This window comes from Haematobacter genomosp. 1 (assembly GCF_002196855.1).
Taxonomy (GTDB): Bacteria; Pseudomonadota; Alphaproteobacteria; order Rhodobacterales; family Rhodobacteraceae; genus Haematobacter.
Map to the genome: position 1 here is coordinate 56,378 of NZ_NIPW01000022.1, position 20,753 is coordinate 77,130.

Below are 20,753 nucleotides of genomic sequence, written 5' to 3' on the forward strand. Positions count from 1 at the left end.
CGCCTTTCGGGGAGAGATACATGACTGAAGCGGTAATCGTTTCCACGGCGCGCACGCCGGTCGGCAAGGCGCATCGCGGGAGTTTCAACCTGACGCGCGGGGCGGACATGGCCTCCCACGCCATCCGCGCCGCGCTTGCCAAGGCCGCGGTGGAGCCGGAGGCGGTGGAGGAGGTCGTGCTCGGCACCGGCTATCCCGAAGCGGCGACGGGCGGGAACGTCGCGCGCCACGCTGCGATCATGGCCGGTATCCCCGTCCAGTCCTCGGGCGTGACGGTGAGCCGGTTCTGCGCCTCGGGGCTGGAGGCGGTGGCCGCCGCCGCCGCCCGGATTACCCGGGACGGCACGCCGGTCGCCGTGGCGGGGGGTGTAGAATCCATCAGCCTCGTTCAGCCGGTGACCCGGCGCGACCTGGTGCAGAACCCCTGGCTGATGGAGCACAAGCCCGACATCTACATCTCCATGATCGAGACGGCGGACAACGTCGCCCGCCGCTACCAGATCAGCCGCGAGGAGCAGGACCGCTTTTCGCTGGAAAGCCAGCGCCGCACCGCCGCCGCACAGGAAGCGGGCCGGTTCGACGACGAGATCGTCCCCATGGACGTGACCTTTCAGGTGACGGACAAGGCCACCGGCGAAACCACCACCCGCGCGGGGCGGATCGCGATGGATGAGGGCAACCGGCCCGACACTACCTATGAGGGGCTGGCAAAGCTGAAACCCGTGCGGGGTGAGGATGAGTTCGTCACCGCCGGCAATGCGAGCCAGCTTTCCGACGGCGCCTCCGCGCTGATCCTGATGTCGGATGTGGAGGCGCAGGCCCGCGGGCTGCAACCGCTCGGCACCTTCCGGGGGTATGCCACGGCTGGATGCGAGCCGGACGAAATGGGCATCGGCCCGGTCTTTGCCGTGCCCCGCCTGCTGGAACGTCACGGGCTGACCGTGAACGACATCGACCTGTGGGAGCTAAACGAGGCCTTCGCCTCGCAATCGCTCTACTGCATCCGCACGCTGGGGCTGGACCCGGAGAAGGTGAACGTCAACGGCGGGGCCATCGCCATCGGCCATCCCTTTGGCATGTCGGGTGCCCGTCTTGCGGGCCACGCTTTGATCGAGGGCAAGCGCCGGGGGGCAAAGCTCGCGGTCGTCACAATGTGTATCGCCGGCGGCATGGGTGCGGCCGGTCTTTTCGAAATCGGGAGCTGAGCATGGATCTTCGTTTCACCCCTGAGGAAAACGCGTTCCGCGCCGAGGTGCGGGAGTTTCTCCGCAAGGAAATCCCGGAGGAGATCCGTGAAAAGGTCTCCGCCGGACGGAAGCTCACGCGGGAGGATATCGTCACCTCGCAGCGCATTCTGAACAAGAAGGGCTGGGCGGTGGCGCACTGGCCGCTGGAATGGGGCGGTCAGCCGTGGTCGCCGATCCAGCGCTACATCTTCACCGAGGAACTCCAGCAGGCCGCCGTGCCGCTGCCGTTGCAGTTCAACTGCTACATGGTCGGCCCGGTGATCGCCGCGTTCGGCAATGAAGAGCAGAAGAAGCGCTTCCTGCCCGCAACGGCCAATCTCGACATCTGGTGGTGTCAGGGCTTCTCCGAACCGGGTGCGGGTTCCGACCTTGCCAGCCTCAAGACGCGCGCGGTCAGGGACGGGGACCATTACGTCGTCAACGGTCAGAAGACGTGGACGACGCTCGGCCAGTATGCCGACTGGATCTTCTGCCTCGTGCGGACCAACACGGAGGTGAAGAAGCAGCAGGGCATCTCCTTCCTGCTCATCGACATGAAGACGCCGGGCGTTACCGTCCGTCCGATCATCACCATCGAGGGCCATCACGAGGTCAACGAGGTGTTCTTCGACGACGTGCGCGTCCCGGTGGAGAACCTCGTCGGCGAGGAGAACAAGGGCTGGGACTATGCCAAGTTCCTGCTCGCCAACGAACGCTCCGGCATCGCCCGCATCGGCATGACCAAGGAGCGCATCGGACGGATCAAACGGCTTGCCCGCGAGGTGCCGAACGGCACCGGCACCATGTGGGAGGACGGCGATTTCCGCGCCCGTCTGTCGCAGGTGGAGATCGAGCTGAAGGCGCTGGAGATCACCAACATGCGCGTGATCGCCAATCAGATGAAGTCGGGCTCCGACAAGCCGGACCCGGCGTCGTCCATCCTGAAGATCAAAGGGTCGGAGCTTCAGCAGGCTTCCACCGAACTGCTGCTGGAGCTTGCGGGCCCCTATGCGGCGGTCGGGCCGGACCGGGCGGGCGAGGGCAACGAACTGCCCGATTTCGACTGGGCTGACGGGGCGGCGGCGCTTTATTTCAACAACCGCAAGGTCTCGATCTACGGCGGATCGAACGAGATCCAGCACAACGTGATCGCCAAGGCGATTCTCGGGCTTTAAGGGGGCGAGCGATGGACTTCGATTTCACCAGCGAGCAATCGCAGCTCAAGGACAGCGTGGACCGGTTCCTTGCCGCGCGCTACGGCTCCCTTGAGGACCGGGAAAAGAACCGCAGGCATACGGGCGGCTTCGACCCGGCGATCTGGGCGGGCTATGCGGAACTCGGCCTGCTGGGCATGCCGTTCTCCGAGGAGGACGGCGGCTTCGGCGGTGGTCCGGTGGAAACCATGATCGCCATGGAGGCGGTCGGCCGGACCCTCGCGCTGGAGCCCTATCTGTCGACGGGCGTTCTGGGGGCCACCGCGCTGCGTCTGGCCGGGAACGCCCGGCAGAAGGAGACGCTGATCCCCGAGGTGGCGGAGGGCAATCTCCGCCTGTCGCTCGCCTTTCAGGAGCCGCAGGCGCGCTACGACCTGTTCGACGTGGCGACACGTGCGGAAGCGCAGGGCGCGGGCTTTGTCCTGACCGGGCGGAAGGAACTGGTGCTGAACGGCGATACGGCGGGGCTTTTCATCGTCTCGGCGCGCACGGCGGGCGAGCGGCGGGACGAAAGCGGCATCACGCTGTTCCTCGTCCCCGCCGACCGTGAGGGCGTGACGGTGCGGGGCTATGTCTCGCAGGATGGCGGGCGGCTGGCCGATGTGGACTTCTCCGGCGTGAAACTCGCGGCGGAGGACGTTCTGGGCCAGGTCGGGCAGGGCTATCCGGTGCTGGAGCGGGTGGGTGAGGCGGGCATCGCCGCGCTGGCCGCCGAAGCGGTCGGCGCGATGGAGGCGCTGCACGGGCTGACGGTCGATTACCTCAAGACCCGCAACCAGTTCGGCGTCGCCATCGGCTCCTTCCAGGTGTTGCAGCACAAGGCGGTGGACATGCTGCTGATGGTGGAGCAGGCCCGGTCCATGGCCTATTACGCCGCGATGATGGTGGAGGCGGAGGATGCCGCCGAACGCCGCGCCGCGCTGTCGGCGGTGAAGGTGCAGATCAACCGCTCTGCCCGCTTCGTCGGCCAGACGGCGGTACAGCTTCACGGCGGCATCGGCATGACGATGGAATATCTGGGCGCGCATTACTTCAAGCGGCTCGCCATCATCGAAACGCAGTTCGGCGACACGGCCTATCACCTCGCGCGGGTGACGGATGCCGGTGGCCTGATCGCGGCGGCCTGACGATGGCGGAGTTGCGCCAGGAGCGGCAGGGGCGTGTGCTCCTGCTGACCGTCGACGATCCGGCGACACGGAACGCGCTGACACCGGAGGTCTATCGCGGCGGGCGGGAGGCCATGGCGCTGGCGGCGAGCGATGCCTCCATCGGCGCGGTGGTGCTGACGGGGGCGGGGCCGAGCTTCTGCTCGGGCGGCAACCTCGCCGGGATCGGCGCGCGGCGTGCCTCGGGAGAGGCCGGGATCCGGGGCGGGATCGAGGAGCTGCACGATTTCATCCGTGCGATCCGCGAGGTTCCGGTGCCGGTCATCGCCGCTGTCGAAGGCTGGGCCGCCGGGGCGGGCTTTTCCCTCGCGCTCGCCTGCGACATGATGGTTGCGGCGCGGGATGCGCGCTTCATGCTGGCCTATGTGAAGGTCGGCCTCAGCCCGGATGGAGGGGCCACGGCCTCTCTCGCGCGGATGCTGCCGCGTCAACTGCTCTCCGAGATCGCGATGGAAGGCGGTCCGGTGGAGGCGGAGCGTCTGCATGCCCTGGGTCTGGTCAACGAGCTGACCGACAAGGGAGGCGCGCTTGCAGCCGCGATGGCGCGGGCGGAGCGGCTGGCGTCCGGCCCGCGCGGGGCCATCGGCACCATCAAGGGGCTGATCTCTTCCGGGCAGGTGGTGACCTTTTCGGAACAGCTTGACCGGGAACGCGATGGCTTCGCCCGAAACGCCGTCGCGCCGGATGCGGGTGAGGGGATCAAGGCTTTCCTTGAAAAACGCAGCCCCCGCTTCGGGGCGGGCGACTGATACTTGCGGGGGCCGGGCCGGTCAGGCCTGGCCCTCTGCTCCATGGCTCTCTCTCCCATGGTCCCCTGCATCGTGTGCATCGGCACAAAGCGCGTGATTGCCCAGCACCTCGATCACCCGGCAATCGGCGATTGTCCCGCTGGAGCAGTGCTTGAGCATCCGCTCCAGCTCCCCCCGCAGCGCATCCAGACGTGAAATGCGCGCCTTCACCTCTCGCAGCTGACGCCGGGCGATATCGTCGGCGGCCCGGCAGGAGCGGTCAGGGTCGTCGGAGAGGTCGAGCAATTCGCGGATCGCCTCCAGGGAGAAGCCCAGATCGCGGGCGTGACGCACGAAGGCCAGACGGTCCTGCGCGGGCCGGTCATAGAGCCTGCGGTTGCCGCTGCTCCGGTCCGGCTCGGGCAGCAGGCCGATCTGCTCGTAATAGCGGATCGTCGTTACCTTGACGCCGGTCGACTTTGAAAGATCGCCAATGGTGAGCATACCGGTATTCTCTTGCTCCTCTAGTTACTGGAGGAAGTAAGACCGCGAATCGCAAGGGGCAAGATGTGCCTCGCGGACGAGCGAAGGAGCAGGGCATGGCCGATGGAGCGAACCGCCGGGAATGGACCGTCACGGGAATGGATTGCGCGTCCTGCACCGCCAAGATCACACGCGCGGTGGAGCGGTTGCCGGGAGTGAGCGATGTGCGTGTGGCCCTGATGGCCGAACGCCTGACAGCCCATCTTGCCCCCGGCACGACGGATCCGGCAAAGATCGAGGATACCGTCCGGCGGCTGGGGTTCGGCATCGCTCCCGCCCCGCAGACGGTAACGCAGACGGCACCGCAGGAGAAACCCGCCATGCTTCCCGCCGATGCCCCTGCCAAGAAGGAGCACAACCACGGCGGCGACCACGACCACGAGCACGAACACGGCGACGCGCCTTCGCCCCCGGCCGCGAGCCTTCCGCCGGACCCTGCGGATCCTGACAGACGCTGGTATCGCACCGCCAAGGGCCGGCTGGTGATCCTGACCGCCGCTCTGCTGGCGGTGGCTTGGGCCGTGGAGCTGCTGGCCGGGCCGGGTCTGGGCTACTGGGCGTTTCTGCTTGCCTGCCTGATCGGTGTCGCGCCCGTGGCGAAACGGGCGCTGGCCGCGCTGCGGACGGGCCAGCCCTTCACCATCGAAAGCCTCATGACCATCGCCGTGCTCGGCGCGCTGCTCATCGGCGCGGTGGAGGAGGCGGCGGTGGTCGTCTTTCTCTTTGCCGTGGGCGAGGTGCTGGAAGGCGTGGCGGCGGATCGGGCCCGCAGCGGCATCCGCGCGCTCGCCGCTCTGGTGCCGAAGGTCGCGCTGCTCGAGACGCCATCCGGCCTGCGCGAAGTCGAGGCCGGAACGCTCACGATCGGGCAGATCGTGCTTGTCCGGCCGGGCGACCGGATCCCCGCGGATGGCGAGATCATCGAGGGCACGAGCGGGATCGACGAAAGCCCCGTCACGGGCGAGAGCGTCCCCCGGACCAAGGGCCCCAAGGAACAGGTTTTCGCCGGAACCATCAATGTGGAGGCCGCGCTGCGCCTGCGCGTGACGCAGGCGGCCAGCGACAACACCATCGCCCGCATCGTGCGGCTGGTCGAGGAGGCGGAGGAGGCCCGCGCGCCGACGGAACGTTTCATCGACCGGTTCTCCCGCTGGTACATGCCGCTGATCGTGGGGATCGCGGCGCTGGTCATGGTGCTGCCCCCGCTGCTGGCCGGGGCGGACTGGAGCACCTGGGTCTATCGCGGCCTTGCCATCCTGCTGATTGGGTGCCCCTGCGCGCTGGTCATTTCCGTTCCCGCCTCCATCGCCTCGGCCCTGTCGGCGGGCGCGCGGCGGGGGTTGCTGATGAAGGGCGGCGCAGTGATCGAAGCCGCCGCCACCCTGAGCCATGCGGCATTCGACAAGACCGGGACATTGACGCGCGGCGCGCCGGTGGTGACCGATGTCGTCCCCGCGCCGGGCGTGTCGGAGGAGGACCTTCTGACCGTCGCGGCCGGTGTGGAGAGCGGCTCCAGCCATCCGCTCGCGCAGGCCATCCTCGCCCGCGCAGGGGCGTCCGGCCTCGTCCCGCGGCCCTCTGCGGAGGCGCGGGCGATCCCCGGCAAAGGGGCGGTCGCGCGGGTTGACGGGGTGGAGACATGGGTCTCTTCGCCCCGTTACGCGGCGGAGATGACCGGAGTGGCGGATCCCGGCCGCGCCACGGCGCTGGAGGCGGAAGGCAAGACGGTCGTCGCCGTCTTCCGCAGCGGCCAGCCGCTCGGCCTGCTCGCGCTCCGGGATGAGCCGCGCCCGGATGCGGCGGAGGGGATGCGGCAGCTCCGCGCGCTCGGGATAGACGCCACGATGCTCACCGGCGACAATCCCCGTACCGCAGCCGCCATTGCGGGGGAGCTGGGCATGGACTTCCGCGCGGAGATGCTGCCGGAGGACAAGCTCGCCGCGATCCGGGAAATGCAGGCGGCGGGCGGCGTCATGATGATCGGCGACGGTATCAACGATGCCCCGGCGCTGAAGCAGGCAGGCGTGGGCGTGGCGATGGGGTCGGGCACGGATGTGGCGCTGGAAACCGCGGATGCCGCCATCCTGCGCGACCGGGTGGCGGACGTGGCGGCAATGGTGCGCCTTGCCCGCGGGGCGATGCGGAACATCCATCAGAACATCGCACTGGCGCTCGGGTTGAAGGCGGTGTTCCTCGTCACCTCCACACTGGGGATCACCGGTCTGTGGCTGGCCATTCTCGCGGATACGGGCGCGACGGTTCTGGTCACGCTCAACGCGCTTCGGCTGCTGCGCTTCAACCCGGAGCGGTGATGGCCTAGCAGGTTGCCGAAAAAGCCGGGCACCACCCCGGGTCTTGCGTTGAAAGCCGGAAGATCTCTCCGGTCACACGCCAGAACCTGCGGTTTCCGGGGCGCGCCTCAGCAATGTGGGGAAGATCCCCGCCCCGGGGCAGCCGCGGAATGCTTTTTCAGTGTCCTGCCAGGACGACGACGGCCTCGCTGGTCTGCATCTGGAAGGTCAGGCTCTCCTGAAGGTAAAGCGTCACCTGTTCCGCGTCATGGGAGAGGTAGCCGATGGAGATGTCCTGGCCGAGCCAGAGGTCGAAGTCGCCCCCCCGTGTCGTGAGCACGGCGCAGCCCTCCAACGCCTGGCTCCAGACCACCGGCACATCGACGAGCTTCTGGAGGTGGTTGAGCACGGGATAGCCGTCCTCCGCCCCGCCCGTGGCTTCCGTGAAGGCGGCGGTGCCCAGAACCATGGCGTAGGGCCCGTTCACCCCCGCCAGCCGCAGCTCGCTCACCGCGCGGGCGACGGCTTCGGGGTAGTCGGCGACATTCGCGGGCAGCGGCACGGCGGGGTTGTCGCTCTCCGGCAGGATGCCCCGGATCCCCGCCTCGGGGTAGCCGAGAAACACGAGCCGGTCCTCCGCCAGCGCGATTTGCCGGGCGGCATCCTTCAGGGGCTGCCAGTCGCTGTCGTTGGAGCCTCGGCCAACATCGTCGATCGCGGAACGGGTCAGGCTGAAAGGCACGCGCAGTTCGACAAGGGGGTTCACCTCCCGCTGGCGACAGGTCACACCTTCGGCGATGCTGGAGGCGGCCTTCAGGTGCCCGGTGCCCACCGCCGACAGGTCAAACCCCTCCGGCCCGTGGATATCCACCACCCGCCGCGCCCCGAGATAGCGTTTGAGCGTGCGGGAGGCTTCCTCCTCGATCTGCGCCCAGGCGGCGTCGCTGATCGGGGCCAGCGCGCGGTGTAGATTGTCCATGTCAGTTCCCCTGCTTCAAGCTGCCAAGGCCGAGAGAGCCGTCGCGCCGCGCCGCCGGTTGCGTCACCCCGGCCGGTGCGGTGGCCGGTGCGGTGCTCGGTGCGGTGGCCGATGCGGTCGCCGGTGCGGTGATGGTATCCCCCGCGCCGATCATGTCCAGCACATCGCCCGTCGGCACGAAGAACAACCCGCCCGTGACCGCTGTGCTGACATCCAGTATGCGGTCGTAGTTGCCGGGCGGCTTGCCCACGAACATGTTCCGCAGCATGGTCTCGATCCGCCCCGGCTCGCGGGCGTATCCGATGAAATAGGTGCCGAACTCGCCCCGGCCCGGACTGCCGAAGGGCATGTTGTCGCGCAGGATCTCAAGCTGGTTTCCGGCGTCGTCCTCTATGTTCGTCAGCACGTTATGGGCGAAGCTCGCCTTCTTTTCATCCGGGAATTCGATGTCGGAGAGCTTCTGGCGGCCAATCACGCGCTCCTGGCTCTCAACCGTCATCGCTTCCCATTTCTGCAGATCGTGAAGGTATTTCTGCACGATGACATAGCTGCCACCGGCGAAATTTCCGTCCTCCTCCCCGATCAGCACGGCTTCCGACAACGGGATGCCGACCGGATTCTCCGTGCCGTCTACAAAGCCAAGCAGATCCCGGTTGTCGAAATACTTGAACCCCTGCGTCTCATCCGCGACGGTCGCGAAGGCCGAAAGGCGACGCATGATCTGGCTGGCCAGTTCGAAGCAGTAGTCGGGCCGCGAGGCACGGATATGCAGCAGCACATCCCCCGGCGTGGCAGGCGCCCGATGCACGCCCGCAATTTCCATGAAGGGGTGGAGGCCTGCGGGCCGCGCGCCCATCTCCAGCCTGTCCCACAGATCCGCGCCGATGCCCATCACGCAGGTGAGCCCGGCCTCCGCGCTGCGGAACCCCACCGCCTTGACGAGCGAGGAGAGGTCCGCGCAGATACCCCGGAACGCCTCCAGCGCCGATGTATCCCGGTTGAGAACCAGCGTCAGGAAGATCGCGCTCCGCGTCAGAGCGCCTTCGACGGGCTGGCTTGCAACAGGCGGCATGGACTTCTCCCTCGCTGGCACCTCTCCCAGAAAATCTCATTACTCCGACGGGCGAAACCTTTTTCGAACGCCGGAGCATGTTGAATTTCCGTGCCGGGTGCCGGGTGCCGGGTGCCGGGGGCGGCGGGACGGAGCGATCGCGCATGGTCGGCCGCCGCCGCCCGCTACGGTTCAGGCATGGTTGCCCATGTTGTGCGTGGGGCATGCCCATGGTCTTGGGCCTGCCATGATGCTCCATGAGTTCAGATCAGGACGAACACGGATGCTGCGCGCCCCCGTGAAAGCCGCGCCCATCTGCAGGCGCTTGGCCGAATACCGTTCGGGATGTGGGGGCAGGCCGTTGGCCTCGAAGCAGAACAGGACTTGGGGCATGCCCATGGTCTTGGGCCTGCCATGGTGCTCCATGAGTTCAGATCAGGACGAACACGGATGCTGCGCGCCCCCGCGAAAGCCGCGCCTATCTGCAGGCGCTTGGCCGAATACCGTTCGGGATGTGGGGGAAGCAGGCCGCTGGCCTCGAAGCAGAACAGGACGCAAGCGGGTTCACGCGCGTCTGATCGGATCATGGGGAGGGCAGAATAATCCGCTACGGTTATCGACCTCGGCAACTCCGCCCTCGAACGCCCGACGCTCCGGTTTGGAGAACATTGGGACCCGCTTGATTGAGGGCAACCGCGGAATGCTTTTTCAGCAGCTTGCCAGATGTCCACCGCCTTGCCTTACGGCGTTGCTGGTGCGTGGCGCTCTCGCGGCCAGCCCTGTCCCGGCAGTTCACCCTGACCCCCACGCCGCATGGGCGGCGGGGCTACGATCTATGCGATTTTTGCAGGTGCTCACCGCCGCCGAGCCATTCGGCGATACGGCACTGCCGGCCAATCTCCTGCGGATAGTCATGCATGGCCGATGTTCGCCCAAGTGGATTGGCTTAGCGCCGCGCCTTCGCGTTTCGGTCCTTTGTGCTGGCATGTGGCGCGCTGCGCAGGGATCCTCTGCTGCCTGCTGCCTGCTGCCTGCTGCCTGCTGCCTGCTGCCTGCTGCCTGCTGCCTGCTGCCTGCTGCGGTGACGGGGCTTGTCAGCCACGCCGCGTGGCTCCCGACAGTCGGTGCGATGGCAGCGCCGGCGTGGCATCCCCGCAGTCTCTTCTCCCGCGGCTGGAGAGCGCTGCTCTACCGCGACTAGGGAGCGCTGCCGCCAAGCCGGTCGCCGTCGCCTTTTGATCGGCATGGCGCCCCTCCGGGCCTGAGGTCAGGCGGCCCGGGTGGGTGCGCGGGCCGGCGCGCGGACGATGAGGTGATCCGGGCCGTAGGGGAACCGCGTGATATTGTGGCTGCCGGCCTCGCCGATCACCAGGATGTCGTGCTCCCGATAACCGCCCGCGCCGGGCTGGCCTTCGGGGATGGTGATCATCGGCTCCATGCTGATGACCATGCCCGGCTCCAGAACCGTCTCGCAATCCTCGCGCAGTTCCAGCCCTGCCTCCCGCCCGTAGTAGTGAGACAGCACGCCAAAGCTGTGGCCGTAGCCGAAGCTGCGGTAGCGGAGCAGCCCTTCGGCCGCATACATGTCATTCAGTTCCGCCGCGATGTCGGAGCATCTGGCTCCCGGCACCAGCAGTTGCTTGCCCCTGTCATGGACACGACAGTTGAACTCCCACAGCCGCAGGTGGGCATCGCTTGCCTCCTCCGCAAACAGCGTCCGCTCCAGCGCCACGTAATAGCCCGCGACCATCGGGAAACAGTTGAGCGAGAGGATATCGCCGCGCTGGATACGCCGCGACGTGACGGGGTTGTGCGCGCCATCCGTATTGATGCCCGACTGGAACCATGTCCACGTGTCCATCAGCTCCGTCTCCGGCCAGCTCCGGGCGATCTCTCGCACCATGGTGGCGGTGGAGTGCAGGGCCACCTCATGCTCCGGCACGCCTGTGGCCGTCGCCTCCACGCAGGCCGCGCCGCCCATATCCGCGATCCGGGCCATTTCAGTGATATGCGCGATCTCCTCCGCCGACTTGATCATGCGGAGCCGCATGGCGGGCGCGGCGATGTCGACGAACACAACCCCCGGAAAGGCATCCTGCAGCAGCTTAAGAAGGTCGATGCTCACCTGGTCGAACTCGATCCCCACACGTCTTGCCGCTCCGATCACCTGTGCGATGGCATGGAAGTAGTTGTCCTTTTGCCAGTCGGTATAGGTGAGGTTCTGCCCGAATGTCCGGCGCCAGGGTTGACCCCCGTCGATCCCCGCGCTGATCGAAGTCGCCTGCGCATGATCGACAAGCAACCCATAGCGCCGACCGAACTGGCAATACATGAAATCGGCGTAATAGTTGATGTTGTGGTAGGAGGTGAACAGCGCCGCGTCTATCCGGGCCTGCGCCATGTAGGCGCGGATTGCCGTCAGCCTGCGCTGCATTTCGCTGGCGGAAAACGTTCCCGCTGCCTTTTTGCCATTGCCGGAGAAGTCCTGCAGTCTTTCGCGTTCCATCTGCCACCCTCATTACTTTTTCAAAGAATGCCGGTTCGGATTGCCCGCGTCAAAAGAGCATTTATAATCGGCATATTAGATATTCTCATGTAAGACCCATGCCCCAACCGCCGCTGAACGCTCTCCGCGCCTTTGAGGCCGTCGCACGGACCGGAAGCTTCCGGGGCGCGGCCGAGAGCCTGTTCGTCACCCAGCCCGCGATCAGCCATCAGGTCCGGCATCTGGAGCAATGGCTTGGCGCGGCGCTTTTCGACCGGAGCGGGCGGGTGCCCCGCCTCACGCCACGCGGCGTAGCGCTTGCCCGTGACCTCACCACCGCGTTTGACGGGATCGATGCCGCCTGCCGTCGCGCGCGTCCGGGGACGGCCGAGGGGGGGCTGGTCGTGGCAGCGATTCCTTCTGTTGCGATCTGCTGGTTGATCCCGCGTCTGCCCGGCTTCCGGGTGCTTCACCCGGACATCCAGCTTCACGTCATCTACGCGCACCATGGCCATGCCATCGATTTCGCCCGAACGGATCTCGCCTTTACCTTTTCCGACGCGCCGCCCACGGGAGAGGGGCTGACGGCGGAGCGGTTTCTTTCGGGGCGGAGCGTGCCGGTGGCAAGTCCCGCTCTGGTCGAGCTGCCGGATGCGCCGCTGACCGCGGAGTGGTTGCTGAAGGCGGGGCTTCTGCACGACAGCGACACGTCCGGCTGGAAGACATGGTTCGCGCGCGTCGGCCAGCCTGTCCCCGATCGTTTGCCGGGGGCCATGTTTGAGGATTTCAACCTGCTCCGCGCGGCAGCTCTGGCGGGGCAGGGGGTGGCGCTCTGCTCCCTTTCCATGATCCAGCCGGATCTGGCGGAGGGGCGGCTTGTGCAGCTTTCCGACATACCGGTGCTGGAGGGGTTCGATTACTACCTGACGCAATCGGCGCTGACCCCGCGCGATGCGCCACGCCTCAAGGCGCGACAGGCTTTCCTCTCTTGGATCGCTGCTCAGCGGGGCGGGGAGTGACGGTGCGAGTGACGGGGCGAGAGGTGCGGGCCTTGTCCCGATGACCTGCGGTGTGGGCGGACCGGTTCGGAAGACCTTGGCGCGTGGCTTCCGTCAGGCCCCCGCCTGTCAGGTCCGCGCCCGTCATGCCCCTGCCCGTCAGGCCTGGACGGGGCGCCGCCAGGCGAAGAAATCCGCAGGCGCGCGGGAAAGCAGGTCGCGTGCCATCGCCTCTCCCATCGCGGCGGCATCGGCGGGCGCGCCGCGCGTCTCCACCGTGAGCCGCCCGCCGCCGTCGGGCGTCAGGATCTCGCCCCGGAAACGGAGCAGACCACCCTCGAATTCCGCAAGCCCGGCGATCGGCGTCTCGCAGGAGCCTTCCAGCGTGGCGAGGAAGGCCCGCTCGCATGCCATCTGCACTTCGGTCGGTCGATGGTGGAGCGGGGCGGTCAGCGTCGCGGCCAGCGCATCCTCCCGCCGCCGCTGAATGACAAGCGCGCCCTGCCCCACGGCGGGCAGCATGTCATCGGCGGAGACGACGGTCTTCGCGTGATCCTGCATGCCGAGCCGGTTCAGCCCCGCGAGGGCGAGGAAGGTCGCAGCGGCCACGCCGTCCCCCAGCTTCCTGAGCCGGGTCTGAACATTGCCGCGGAAGTTCACCACCTGAAGATCGGGCCGCAGGTGCAGCGCCTGCGCCCGCCGGCGCATGCTGGAGGTGCCAAGAACCGCTCCCTCCGGCAGATCGGCCAGTGTCGCCCAGCCGGTGGAAAGGAATACGTCGCGCGGATCCTCCCGCTCCAGATGGCAGTCGGAGACAAGGCCCGCAGGCTCCTCCACCGCCATGTCCTTCACGCAATGCACGGCGAGGTCGATGGAACCGGCAAGCAGCGCCTCCTCGATCTCCTTGGTGAACAGACCCTTGCCGCCGATCTCCTTCAGCGCGCGGTCCTGCACGCGGTCGGCGGTGGTGGAGATCACCACGATCTCGAACCGGTCCTCCGGCAGCCCATGCGCGGCCATGAGGAGGGTGCGCGTCTCGACCGCTTGCGCCACGGCGAGCGGTGACCCACGGGTTCCGATCTTCAGCGGGACAGTGACGTCTGGCATCGGCAGGCTCCGTATCATGTCGGATCGGATAGCGGCCCAACCCCGGAACCGCAACGGCAATTCCGTAACGTCATACGGAGGTGTTGGTGTGGAGATCCGCGCCGTCCCCGACGGCAGCATGACGGCGGGACACATATGTCCGCGCGCCGGGGGGCGCCCGCGCGTAGGCGGACGGGCACTCCCTTCACTGGCCAAATGTCCATGCGCGCGGGGGGCAACCGATATCAAAATCGGCCTCGTCCGCGGTTCGTTTCATATGTCCACGCGACCGCTGACGGGCCTTGAGGACGTTGCGATACCCGCATCTCCACGCGCCCGGGGGCATCCATCGGGGACAGAGCCGCGGCGCGGGATGGCCTGCGTCGGTCTGGGACGATCGGGGTCCGGGATGATTGCCAGGCTGCTGAAAAGGCTTCTGGTCCTGCAGGGACTGGAAATCGCAATCTGAAGACATCCAGCCGGGATCTGCACGTTCCGCGCAATTCCAGAGCCGATTTCGCGATTTTCAGAGCATAAGCGCGGCCGTTCAGAGCTTTTCCAGCAACGTGTCAGGGCCACGGATATGGCGCGGTGGTCTTGCCCTCGGCCGCCAGACGATCGGCGACCTCGCGCCGGGCGGCCACGATGTCGCGCATCGGCTCGGCATGGCGGCGGGCGATTTCGTCTTCGGTAAAGACAGGCACGTCCGTCGCGGGATCACCCCATTCCGCCACCACATAATTCAGCACGGCGGCGATCTCGGCCGGGGAGAGATCGGCGGAATTGATGCCGGGCACATGGGCGATATAGCTCCGCCCCCCGTCATCCGCTGCGAGGGCGGAGATGCTGTCGAGGAAGGTGGGCACCCCGCCTATCTCCGTTCCCTCGCCGGTCATGCCGTGACATCCCGCGCACCGCAGGACATAATTCACATGCGCCGACCGCGCCCCCGCCGCGCCTTCTGCCGAAACGGGGGCTGCCAGCAGAGCGGCCGCCACGATCCCCCGCGCCACCATCCGCAGGGCTGTCCAGCCCGGGGCGTTGAGACCGCGCCGTGCCAGAGCCATGCCAGCGTGTATCGGCTGTCCCGGAGCGGTCTGTATCCGGCCCGAAGCCCCCATTTCTGCCGGATCGGGGCCCGGACACATCGGGCGGATCCGCGGCAGCTGCGCTCCTGTGCGGTTTGCCGGCGTCAGCCCCGGTCCCACCGGCGGCGTTCCGCTCGGGTCTGCGAGGGCGGGCAACGACAGGACCGATCCGGTCGGAGGAGCGTGCACAGACCCGGCCATCTCACTCCCCCTTGCGGAGCTTGCGGAGCGCCGCATGGTCGGGCGGCGTGGCGAGCGTGGCGGCTGTCAGCTCCTCCGTCACCGGCTGCGCCAGACCGTTGAGGGTTTGCAGCACGTAGGAGGCCACCTCCGCCATCTCGGCGGGGGAAAGCTGCGTCTGCTCGGGCATGGCGAGGCCGATGTAATCCACCCCGGCGACGGTGATCCGCCCCGTGAGGCCGGAAGCCAGCACGCCCGCGATATAGTCGGGCGCCTTCGGCCCGAGCCGCGTCCACAGTTCGGCATCCACCAGCGGCGGGGCGAGGCCCGGCGTGCCGACGCCGCCCTCCGCATGGCAGGCTGCGCAATTGTCGGCAAAGAGAGCTGCGCCATCCGCGAACGCCGCCCCGGGAAGGGCGGCGGCGAGGATGAACGTGGCGATTTTATTCATCCGCCAGTCCCACGACCACCGATACGGTGCAGTGATAGCCCTTGTCGGTATTGGCCATGCACCAGTTGATGTCGTTGTAGAGGCCCATGCGGTAGCCCGGACGCTCGCCCTTCGACGTGTAGCAAGACGTGGCGGAGGAGACCGACGCCTTGCCGCAGCAGTCGTTGTAGGAGACGAGGTAATCCTTGTTGTCATCCGGATTGCGGCAGGTGCCGACCCAGGACACCGCAGAGGCGGAGGATCCGGGCGGGCAGGAGGTCAGCGACCCGCCGGAGGTGGAGCACAGGTTGCCGTCGAGCGCGCAGTGCCGCCAGTAGTCGCAGGCGTCCTCCGCCGTTTCCGCAGCCTTGGCGCGGCGGTCGAAGGGCAGGATCGGCGAAATGGCCACACCGGCGAGCACCGCCCCCGCCTTGGCGAGGAAGGAGCGGCGGCCATGGGTGCGGGCGGAACTGCGGGCGCCGGTCTCGACAGCCGCGTCGAGTGTCTTGAAGAGCTTGTCGGTCAAGCGGGTCATGGAACGTTTCCCTTTCAGATGCGGGTCCGGGCCGAGGCGCCGGCAGAGAGGTTGGGACATCCGCCGCCAATTCGGACAGGCGGGGCGGACAGGCGGATGGGTCGGTTCAGGCCGGGGCGGCGGCGAGGCTCTGGATGGACGGGCGGCCGAGTTCTGCGGCGTGGAACAGGCTCTCAAGCTGCTCGCGGTTGTTGACAAGGCCCTTGGCGCGGATCACGCCATTGCCGTCGATCAGCACCGCAAAGGGCAGTTTCGCCACCTTGAACGTCATCCCGAGGTCAGAGGAGAGCGTGTAGGGGAAGTCCTGCAACCGCTCCTTGCCGATCATGGCGAGATGCGGTTCGGGCTTGCCGTCGGAGGCGAGGACCACGTCCAGCCAGTCCCCCTCCGCCCGCGCGGCGGTGCGCAGCGCGGGGACGAGCGCCTTGCAGATCGGGCAGCTCGTCGAGAGGAAGAACACGAGCTGGCTCCGCCCCGACGCGCCCCCCAGCGGGACGGGCGCGCCGTTCAGGTTGGGCAGCAGCATCTCCGGCACGCGGGCGCCGATGTCGGGGCCCTTGTCGGCCATCATCGCGCCGACGGGTTGCACCCGCTCCAGCAGGACGCCGATCTGGCGGGCGAGGGCAAAGACGACGGCGATCAGGATCATCACCACGATCCAGAGCGCGACCACCGCGAAGGTAAGGATGTTCATCGGTTCTCTCCGTCAGGATCGCGCCGCGAGGCGCATATGTCCGGCATTGGCCAGAAGCCGCTCGACGATGCCATAGACGCACCAGAGCGTAAGTCCCGCCGCGAGTGCCACCGCCGCCGCCGCCGGGCCCATCGGCCCCTCCGGCAGCAGTGCCACGGCCAGCGCCACGGCGGCGAGGAGGAGATTGCGCAGGATGACGGGCCGGGAGACGATCTGCGGCGCGCCGCCGCAGCCGCACTCGATCCGGTCTTTCCCCGCGCGGAGCGCCAGCGCCATCGCCGCGCCGTAGCCCGCGAAAAGCGCCGCCGCGAGCAGGCCGCCCGCCGCCCGCGTCCATGGCAGGACGAGGAGCACGACCGCGCCTGCCTCCGCCGCGATCAGCAGACGGAGGACGACGGCCTCCCGCCCCGGCGGGACGAGCTCGTAGCCTGCCACGAAACCGGTGGTTTCGAGGAAGGACTGCGCCTTGTGCCACGCCGCACCGAGCAGGATCAGCGCCACGAAGGCGGTGAGCGCGCCCGAGAGATAGACGCCTGCCTCCGTCATGGTCACTCCGTCGCCAGAACGAGGCCGACGAAATTGCCCATGTCCTCCGCCTCTCCGGCGAGCTTCGCGGCGAATTTCGCCTCCGGGTCCACCTCGTAGCGGTAGAGGGCGTTCTCCTCCGACACGGCGAAGATCACCGGCGCCGCGCCCTGGGTCACGGTGATGGTGTTCTCGGCATGGGCGTTGGAGCGGTAGAGCACCTTCTTCGCCTTCACATCGACCGCCCAGATCTCCTCTGCGCCGTCCTTGTGGCTGCCGTCCTCGGCGCCCGAATGCATCAGCACATAGGCGGTGCCGGTGGGCGCGTTGTAGGCGATCACCTCGGATCCGCCGGGCGCCCAGCCGCCTTCCACGCCCTCGGTCGTGGCGAACTTGTCCACCAGCACGGCTTTGCCGTCCTTCACCGCGACGTGGTAGAGATTGCCGTTGAAGGAGGCGAACAGCCAGTCGTCGCCCATCTTCGCCGGGTTGGTGAACAGCGCGTCCTTGTCGGCGTCGAAGATCTTCTCGCTCTTGACCGGCGTGCCGACCTTGCCTGCGGCATCGAAGGAGAAGACCTGCATCGTGCCGTCCCCGCAGAGGCTCAGGAACTTCAGGTCCTGCGCCACGGGCAGCGCGCCCCAGCAGCCCGGTGTCGGCACTTCGGCGATCTGCTCGCCCTTGGCGAGATCGGCCACGCTGACCGAGGTGGCGGGGGTGGCGTTCTGCACGAGCAGGAACTTCGCATCCCCCGCGAGCTGCAGCAGTGCGGGCTGCGGCTCGGCCATCGCCATCTTGTTGGAGACGGTGAACTCGCGCTTGTGGGTCAGGGTGGCGATGTCGAATTCGTGGATCACGGCCTCCTGCGGCCCATAGGTGATCCGGGGCGCATAGACGGAGGCGGTGTAGAGCGTCTCCCCGCCCGGAGCGAGCACCATCTGCCCGATCAGACCCACGCCCATGTTGCCCTTCATCTTCAGGTCGGACGTGGACAGCACGTTGATCCGGGACTGTCCGCTCCAGCTCTGGTCGAGGGTGAGGACATTCGGGCCGGGGGCGATGCGCTCCTCCACGGTCAGCTTCTCGGGGGCGATCGCCTCCTGTGCAATGGCCGCCTGTCCGGCAAGGCCCGCACAGGCGGCGCAGATGATTGCTGGGACTCGCATCCGGTCTCTCCTGCGGTTCGTTTGATCCTTGTTAACGGCTGCGTGAGGGCGCGATCTATCCGGGCACAGCGGGAAAATTCGCCTATTTTCCGGGCATCGGAGGAAAGTGCAGCGACGTTTCGCCGCGGCATGGCTTGCTCCATGCCCCGGCAGGGGCGCAGGCCGGAGGCATGACACCAACCTATCGCCACACTCTCTGCCACGCCATCGAGGAGCTGGAATGCGGCATGCCCGGATGGGAGCAGCGCTACCACCCGGTCGCGCCGGGCGGCGCTCTGGGCGAGATCAGCAGGCTCGATTTCGGCACACTCTCCCTCTACCGGGAGGAGATGCAGCGCCTGACCCTCAACAGCTTCTCCATGCCGGAAGGGCGGTTGGCGGTGTATTTCCTGCTCGGCGGAATGGAAGGCGGCGGCTCAACCGTGCTGGAGGCGGGTTTCGCCATGACGGCCCGCTGGCTCACCATGCTGCAACGCCCCGGCGTGCGCTGCGTCTCGGTGGACCTGCCCGCCCACCTGCTTCCGGCAGCGATGGAGGCGGGGGCCCAAGTCGGATGTTCCGGCGTCTTCGACCATCGGGCAAAGGGGGACATCGCCCAGACGGGTCAATGGCTCGACTTTCTCGTCTCCCCCACGGACGGGGCCTACAGCCGGGGCAATGCCTCGCTTCTCGCCATCGCGCCCGGCCTCATTACCGACCGGCTGACGCTGTGGTTCGAGGAACGGGTCTGGGCGCGCAAGCGCCGGCAGGGAACCGCGCGGGCCTTTGCCGCCACGCTTGACTGGCTCGCTGCGGCGGAGGCGGTCGATATGACCGTCACGCAGCTTTCTGCCGCGACGGGGTTCGACAGCCGCACCCTGCGCCGCGCGAGCATGGCCGAGGCCGGGCTGGGGCTTGACCGGCTGCTCACCATGCAGCGGCTGAACCTCGCGCGGCGGGCGCTCCTCACCGCGCGGGAGGCCGGGGTGCGGGAAAGGGGCGCAAAGGTCTCGGACATCGCCCTGGACCACGGGTTCCTGCACTGGGGCCGGTTCGCGGGGCAGTATCGCGCCATGTTCGGCGAGCGCCCGACAGACACCCTCCGCGGACGCCTCGCATTGGCGGGGGAGTAGTCACTCCTCCGCGCGCAGTATCGCCGCGGGACGTGCCGCCAGCGGACGGATCGCAAAGGCCAGGCTCGCGGCCAGCGTGGCGAGCGCGCCGCCCAGCACGACGGCAAGGGCCGGGCCGATGGCCGGGCGGTAGCTTTCCTCCATCACCAGATGCATGACGAGCCATCCCGCCAGCAGCCCGAAGCCGATGGCCACCAGTCCCGCCGCGCCGCCGGTCAGCAGCGCGCGGAGCGCGAAGGACCACAGGATCCGCCCCCGCGTCGCGCCCAGCACCTTGAGGAGCGCCGCCTCTCTCGCCCGCGCCCGCTCCCCCGAAGCAGCGGCGCCGATCAGCACCACGGCCCCGGTCAGAAGCGTCACGCCCGCCGCCAGCACGATGGCGCGGGCCACGAGCGTCAGCGCCTCGCCGATACGCGCCAGCGCCTCCCGCACGGGGATGGCCGTGACGTTGGGCCAATCTCCCGCAATGGCACGGAGCACACTGGCCTCCGCCTCCGGCGCGGCATAGACCGTGGCGATGTTGGTGTGGGGCGCGCCGGTCAGCGCGGCGGCGTTCAGGACCAGGAAGAACCCGATCCCGTCCCGGCGATAGTCCACGTCGCGGAGAGAGGTGATCGTCGCCTCGATGTCGCGGCCGAGAATGTTCACCGTCAGCCGGTCGCCCAGTGTCAGCCCCAGCTCCGCGGCCTCTGTCGCGGCAAGGCTGGCCTCCGGCGGACCGCTGTAGTCGGCGGGCCACCATGCTCCCGCGACAAGGCGCGTGCCCTCCGGCGGGGCGGCCGCATAGCTCACGCCCCTGTCGCCGCGCAGAACCCAGTGGTCCCCCGCGACCGAGCGCGCGTCCCGGCCGTTGATCTGCGTGACCACACCCCGGAGCATGGGCGCGGTCTGCAATCTCTCCACGGCGGGAAGCGCGGTCAGCCGGGCCTCCAGCGGGCCGATCTGGTCGGGCTGGATATCCACGAGGAAGAAGGCAGGCGCGATGCGGGGCAGGTCGGCGGCGATGGCGTTGCGCAGGTTCGCCTCCACCTGTCCCACTGCGGCCAGGACCGAGAGGCCGAGGCCGAGCGACAAAACGACCGCGCCCGCATCGCTCCCCGGCCCGCCGATCTGCGCCAGCGCCGCGCGGAGCATGGGCTGCCCCCGCACGATCCGCGCGCGCGCCAGCCCGCGTGCGAGCCAGCGGAGCGCCCACGCCACAAGCCACAACAGCGCCAGCGCCACCGCAATACCCGCCAGCGTGGCAAGCGTCAGGC

Annotated in this window: 19 protein-coding genes; 7 read left to right on the forward strand and 12 right to left on the reverse strand. The window is 68.0% G+C overall.

The window, feature by feature from the left end:
* The first annotated feature begins 20 nt into the window (after positions 1–20).
* From CDV49_RS11695 to CDV49_RS11710, 4 genes are read left to right on the forward strand one after another with little or no spacing between them, the layout of a single operon-like run.
* A complete protein-coding gene (locus CDV49_RS11695) occupies positions 21–1,205 on the forward strand; it encodes an acetyl-CoA C-acyltransferase (protein ID WP_088215626.1) in 1,185 nt (394 codons plus the stop codon).
* 2 nt (positions 1,206–1,207) lie between these two features.
* Positions 1,208–2,401, forward strand: coding sequence for an acyl-CoA dehydrogenase family protein (locus CDV49_RS11700; protein WP_088215627.1), 1,194 nt, complete (start codon positions 1,208–1,210; stop codon positions 2,399–2,401).
* Positions 2,402–2,412: 11 nt separating this feature from the next.
* Positions 2,413–3,567, forward strand: coding sequence for an acyl-CoA dehydrogenase family protein (locus tag CDV49_RS11705; protein ID WP_088215628.1), 1,155 nt, complete (start codon positions 2,413–2,415; stop codon positions 3,565–3,567).
* A gap of 2 nt (positions 3,568–3,569) precedes the next feature.
* Entirely contained in the window at positions 3,570–4,355 is a 786-nt protein-coding gene (locus tag CDV49_RS11710) for an oxepin-CoA hydrolase, alternative type (protein ID WP_088215629.1), read from the forward strand.
* Between the two features lie 21 nt (positions 4,356–4,376).
* Here CDV49_RS11710 and CDV49_RS11715 read toward each other — a convergent pair whose 3' ends face one another.
* Positions 4,377–4,838 (reverse strand): MerR family transcriptional regulator, encoded by a 462-nt coding sequence (locus CDV49_RS11715; protein ID WP_088215630.1) that lies wholly within the window; start codon positions 4,836–4,838, stop codon positions 4,377–4,379.
* A gap of 95 nt (positions 4,839–4,933) precedes the next feature.
* Between CDV49_RS11715 and CDV49_RS11720 the strand changes: the two genes are divergently transcribed.
* On the forward strand, positions 4,934–7,189 hold the full coding sequence (locus tag CDV49_RS11720) for a heavy metal translocating P-type ATPase (protein WP_088215631.1): 2,256 nt from the start codon (positions 4,934–4,936) through the stop codon (positions 7,187–7,189).
* A 157-nt stretch (positions 7,190–7,346) separates the two neighbouring features.
* Here CDV49_RS11720 and CDV49_RS11725 read toward each other — a convergent pair whose 3' ends face one another.
* From CDV49_RS11725 to CDV49_RS11735, 3 genes are all read right to left on the reverse strand, one after another.
* Positions 7,347–8,147: a family 1 encapsulin nanocompartment shell protein gene (locus CDV49_RS11725; protein WP_088215632.1), complete on the reverse strand. Its 801-nt coding sequence runs from the start codon at positions 8,145–8,147 to the stop codon at positions 7,347–7,349.
* Between the two features lies 1 nt (position 8,148).
* Positions 8,149–9,219, reverse strand: a complete 1,071-nt coding sequence (locus tag CDV49_RS11730; RefSeq protein WP_088215633.1) for a Dyp-type peroxidase — start codon at positions 9,217–9,219, stop codon at positions 8,149–8,151.
* A gap of 1,246 nt (positions 9,220–10,465) precedes the next feature.
* The gene (locus tag CDV49_RS11735) at positions 10,466–11,704 is read right to left on the reverse strand and encodes an aminopeptidase P family protein (RefSeq protein ID WP_088215634.1); all 1,239 of its coding nucleotides are present in this window, start codon (positions 11,702–11,704) and stop codon (positions 10,466–10,468) included.
* Between the two features lie 98 nt (positions 11,705–11,802).
* Here CDV49_RS11735 and CDV49_RS11740 point away from each other — a divergent pair, with 98 nt between their 5' ends.
* Positions 11,803–12,702, forward strand: a complete 900-nt coding sequence (locus CDV49_RS11740; RefSeq protein WP_088215635.1) for a LysR substrate-binding domain-containing protein — start codon at positions 11,803–11,805, stop codon at positions 12,700–12,702.
* A gap of 138 nt (positions 12,703–12,840) precedes the next feature.
* Here the strand turns inward: CDV49_RS11740 and hemC are convergent, their stop codons facing one another.
* From hemC to CDV49_RS11775, 7 genes are all read right to left on the reverse strand, one after another.
* A complete protein-coding gene (hemC, locus tag CDV49_RS11745) occupies positions 12,841–13,788 on the reverse strand; it encodes a hydroxymethylbilane synthase (protein ID WP_306424948.1) in 948 nt (315 codons plus the stop codon).
* 548 nt (positions 13,789–14,336) lie between these two features.
* On the reverse strand, positions 14,337–14,834 hold the full coding sequence (locus CDV49_RS11750) for a c-type cytochrome (RefSeq protein WP_088215637.1): 498 nt from the start codon (positions 14,832–14,834) through the stop codon (positions 14,337–14,339).
* Between the two features lie 223 nt (positions 14,835–15,057).
* Complete coding sequence (locus CDV49_RS11755) at positions 15,058–15,486, reverse strand: c-type cytochrome (protein WP_088215638.1); 429 nt, start codon at positions 15,484–15,486, stop codon at positions 15,058–15,060.
* The gene (locus tag CDV49_RS11760) at positions 15,479–16,000 is read right to left on the reverse strand and encodes a methylamine dehydrogenase light chain (RefSeq protein ID WP_035745324.1); all 522 of its coding nucleotides are present in this window, start codon (positions 15,998–16,000) and stop codon (positions 15,479–15,481) included. The genes CDV49_RS11755 and CDV49_RS11760 overlap by 8 nt, the downstream gene beginning before the upstream one ends.
* 106 nt (positions 16,001–16,106) lie before the next feature.
* Positions 16,107–16,694: a redoxin family protein gene (locus CDV49_RS11765; RefSeq protein ID WP_035745327.1), complete on the reverse strand. Its 588-nt coding sequence runs from the start codon at positions 16,692–16,694 to the stop codon at positions 16,107–16,109.
* Positions 16,695–16,706: 12 nt separating this feature from the next.
* Positions 16,707–17,240, reverse strand: coding sequence for a MauE/DoxX family redox-associated membrane protein (locus tag CDV49_RS11770; protein WP_088215639.1), 534 nt, complete (start codon positions 17,238–17,240; stop codon positions 16,707–16,709).
* Positions 17,241–17,242: 2 nt separating this feature from the next.
* Positions 17,243–18,385, reverse strand: coding sequence for an amine dehydrogenase large subunit (locus tag CDV49_RS11775; protein WP_088215640.1), 1,143 nt, complete (start codon positions 18,383–18,385; stop codon positions 17,243–17,245).
* A gap of 170 nt (positions 18,386–18,555) precedes the next feature.
* On the opposite strand from CDV49_RS11775, the gene CDV49_RS21005 reads away from it, so the two are divergent.
* Complete coding sequence (locus CDV49_RS21005; protein ID WP_088215641.1) at positions 18,556–19,497, forward strand: AraC family transcriptional regulator; 942 nt, start codon at positions 18,556–18,558, stop codon at positions 19,495–19,497.
* Here the strand turns inward: CDV49_RS21005 and CDV49_RS11785 are convergent.
* On the reverse strand, positions 19,498–20,753 hold a 1,256-nt coding region (locus CDV49_RS11785; protein WP_143413162.1), incomplete at its 5' end, for an ABC transporter permease.